Below are 3,469 nucleotides of genomic sequence, written 5' to 3'. Positions count from 1 at the left end.
CTGTGGTAGGGTCATTCGATTTCGAAAATGCTTCGATCTCGACCGCGACACCCAGCGGCAAGGAAGCGGCAGAAACGGCCGAGCGCGCGTGACGCCCCGCATCCCCCAAAGCTTCGACTAGGAAGTCAGAGGCCCCGTTAACCACTTTGGGCTGGTCGGTGAAGTCGGCGGTGGAGTTCACAAAGGCCGTCAGCTTCACCACCCGCTTGAGCCGTTCGATATCGCCGTCACATGCGGCTTTGACTTGCGCCAGCAAGCTGATCGCGCAGGTCTTGGCGGCTTCGGCACCCGCGGCGACATCCATATCCGCGCCCAGTTTTCCGGTGATGAACCCGTCCGGCCCGTTCGAGATCTGGCCCGAAACATAGACCGTGTTGCCGGTTTTCACGAAGGGCACATAGTTCGCCGCAGGGGCAGGTGCGTCGGGCAGGGTGACGCCAAGATCGTTCAGACGGCTGGTGATGCTCATGGGGGACTTCCTTGGAATGAATGGCTTTTGCGGGACGATAGCGATGCGATGGAGAAACGAAAAGACCCAAGAGGGAGGAACTGCAACACCTGCCACCAACGCGAGCCGCCCAAGGAAACTCATGTTGCGTATTTCGGGGACGCTGCGCATAACAAACCATGTTTTTCACGCGTTTTCGGGATTTATACCATGTTCAAGGCCACGACCCTCTCCACATCGCTGCGCGCCCTTGTGGGTGTCACTTTGGTTGCAGGTCTTGCCGCCTGTAGCGGTGCATCGCGCCCCCAGCCCGCAGGGGTCAATGACCCGCACGAGGCCGGTAACCGCAAGGTCCACGCCTTCAATCAGAAGATCGGCGGATCCGGCAAACCCAACCGCGTGCTGGGGGCGGTGCCGATCGAATTCCAGACGGTCGTGCATAACGTCTCCGAGAACCTGTCGATGCCGCAAGCTGCCGTTAACAGCGCCTTGCAGGCGGATCTCGCGGGCTTTGGCCTGTCGACCTACCGCTTCTTGGTAAACAGCACGCTTGGGATGGGCGGCCTGTTCGACGTCGCGAGCGAATTCAAAGTGCCCGAGCATGATACCGACTTTGGCGAAACGCTGTATGTCTGGGGTGTGGGCGAAGGCCCGTATATCGAACTTCCGCTGATCGGGCCATCGACCCGTCGCGACACCGCCGGCCGCGTCGTGGACCTGTTCACCAACCCGCTGTCCTATACGCTTGATAGCCCCGAAAGCTATGTCGGCACCGTCACCGGTTATGCCGATAGCGCATTCGAGAAAAACCGCCGCATCGTGAATGGCAAACAAGTGCCAATCTCCGCATCGGGCGACAGCTATGCCCAGGCACGTCACGACTATCTGCAAAAGCGCCGTGCCGATCTGGCGCGCCCCACCAGCATCGCTGCCACCACCGGCCCGCGCATGGTTGACTAAGCATCAAATAACACGCGCCTCCCTTCCGGTCTCTTTCGGATAGGGGCGCGCGATTCAGGTCAGGGCAGCTTGGCAACGGGCCTGCGGAGGATCATTATCAGGGCATGGATATCACCCTGATCAAAACCTTTATCGAAGTCGCCAACACCGGCTCTTTTGTCGCTGCTTCCGAACGGCTGTTTGTCACCCAATCCGCTGTCAGCCTGCGCGTGCAACGGCTTGAGGACAGCCTGGGCCACCCGCTGTTCAAACGATCAAAAGCGGGGGCGGTGCTGACCTCGGAAGGCGAACAATTCACCTCATACGCGCTGAGCCTTCTCAAGATATGGGAAGAAGCGCGCCAGCAGATCGCCATCCCCGAAGGATACAGCCGCAGCTTTTCCTTCGGCGCGCAGCACGCCCTTTGGCACAAGCTTGGCTTTCGCTGGATCGACGCGATGCAAGCGATGATGCCCGAACTTAGTATTCACGCCGAAATGGGCATGTCCGACCGGCTGACGCGGTTTCTGGTCGAAGGGGTTATTCAGGCCGCTTTGCTTTACACCCCGCAGCTGCGCCCCGGTTTGCGCGTCGAACCCGTGCTGGAGGAAGAACTGATTCTCGTCGCGTCCTTTGAAACGGACGTCAAAGATCTTGGCAAAGAATATGTCGCGGTCGACTGGGGGCCGGAGTTTACACATATGCACGCCAGCGCCCTGCCCCATCTCACCAATTCGGGACGATCATTGGCCCTTGGCGGGCTTGCGGCCGACTATATCGTCAACCGTCGCGCCGCTGCCTACCTGCCCGCACGGGCAGTGCAACGGTATCTCGACGTCGGAAAACTGCATGTTGTGGCAAATTCCCCACGCTTTGCGTACCCCGCATGGGTGGTCTGGCGCGAAGATCTGGACCCCGAGATGCTGTCGATCGCACGGCGTAGTTTGATGGACCTCGCTCAAGCGGCTGAAAATCAACAGAATATCCTGATCGAGAGCTTGGACAACGGGCAAAACACGCCTTAATTCCGCTTCAAGGGCAGTTAACACGAGTAATACTTGCTTCATGCACGATTTATTCGAATTTCACTTATCTGACCCCCTATCTTAAATCCATTCTCAGCAGAGATGCTCTCGCCTCAATCAACGAGGCGGGTCACTTCTAAGGGAAAGGATTCCCCAATGAATACAGTACTTAAAGCGTCCGCGGTTTCCGTAATCGCACTCTTGGCTGCTGCTCCCGTTTTCGCGCAGCAACGTGCGCTTGGCATTGAAACGCTGAACGACCAGATCGACGACATCACCGATGATGTGAACACCGACCTGGCCCGCGGCACCGACGCAGAACGTTATGGCGCCAATGGCGTTGCCCAAGGCTGGCGCGGGTCTTTCGCCCTGTCCGCATCGGGCACCAGCGGCAACACAGACAACGGCGAAGTATCGGGCGCTGGCCGCCTGACATACGGTGTCGGCGACTGGAACCACCTGGTTGGTTTTGCGGTAGAATACGGCGAAGCAAACGGCACCAAGAGCGAAGAGAAGTTCTTTGGTACCTATGAAGGTAGCCGCTACTTCACGCCCGAGTTCTATGCGTTCGGCCTGGCCCGTTACCAATATGACGGTTACCTGACCGACACATCCGGTGCAGCCGTTGACGGTTCCGAAACAGACGCATTCTTGGGCTTTGGTCCGGGTTACCGCGCGATCAATAAAGAAGACAACACATGGCGCGTTCAAGCGGGCCCCGGTGTACGCTACTTTAAAGACGCAACCGGCACCTCCGAAACCGAAGTCGGCTTCATCGCCTCGTCGCGCTACTTCTACGCGTTCAACGACATCGTATCCTTCACCATGGACACCGACATTGTCGGCTCTGACGTGAACACCATCGTGTCGAACGACGCTGGCATCAACTACAAGATGTCCGACAACCTGTCGACACGCGTAAGCTACCGTACCGACTACAACACCGATCCGGTTGCGGGCCTGAAATCCACTGACAATACCCTGGGTGTGTCGCTGGTTCTGGGCTTCTAAGCCAGACCGTCAAACCCTCGGGGGCGGGTCTCCTCGTACCGCCTTC

General features: G+C 58.4%; 4 protein-coding genes. 3 read left to right on the top strand and 1 reads right to left on the bottom strand.

Features of this window, described 5'->3' with window-relative positions; genetic code table 11:
• The coding region (locus tag EE36_RS07885) for a RidA family protein (RefSeq protein WP_005851086.1) at nucleotides 1-469 on the bottom strand (469 nt) is incomplete at its 3' end.
• 189 nt (nucleotides 470-658) lie between these two features.
• On the opposite strand from EE36_RS07885, the gene EE36_RS07880 reads away from it, so the two are divergent.
• The 3 genes from EE36_RS07880 (at nucleotide 659) to EE36_RS07870 (ending at nucleotide 3,423) form a co-directional block, all read left to right on the top strand.
• Nucleotides 659-1,408, top strand: a complete 750-nt coding sequence (locus EE36_RS07880) for a VacJ family lipoprotein (protein WP_005851084.1) — start codon at nucleotides 659-661, stop codon at nucleotides 1,406-1,408.
• 104 nt (nucleotides 1,409-1,512) lie between these two features.
• Nucleotides 1,513-2,412 (top strand): LysR family transcriptional regulator, encoded by a 900-nt coding sequence (locus EE36_RS07875; RefSeq protein WP_005851083.1) that lies wholly within the window; start codon nucleotides 1,513-1,515, stop codon nucleotides 2,410-2,412.
• A gap of 156 nt (nucleotides 2,413-2,568) precedes the next feature.
• On the top strand, nucleotides 2,569-3,423 hold the full coding sequence (locus EE36_RS07870) for a YdiY family protein (protein ID WP_005851082.1): 855 nt from the start codon (nucleotides 2,569-2,571) through the stop codon (nucleotides 3,421-3,423).
• Nucleotides 3,424-3,469: the final 46 nt, after the last annotated feature.

The organism is Sulfitobacter sp. EE-36, from assembly GCF_000152605.1.
Classification (GTDB): Bacteria; Pseudomonadota; Alphaproteobacteria; order Rhodobacterales; family Rhodobacteraceae; genus Sulfitobacter; species Sulfitobacter pontiacus.
This window is presented reverse-complemented; position numbering and strand designations above follow the sequence as displayed.

Bases quoted from the DNA above. Each gene is read 5' to 3' on its own strand.
- EE36_RS07880 (WP_005851084.1), top strand. From the start codon at position 659: ATGTTCAAGGCCACGACCCTCTCCACATCGCTGCGCGCCCTTGTGGGT.
- EE36_RS07870 (WP_005851082.1), top strand. From the start codon at position 2,569: ATGAATACAGTACTTAAAGCGTCCGCGGTTTCCGTAATCGCACTCTTG.
- EE36_RS07875 (WP_005851083.1), top strand. From the start codon at position 1,513: ATGGATATCACCCTGATCAAAACCTTTATCGAAGTCGCCAACACCGGC.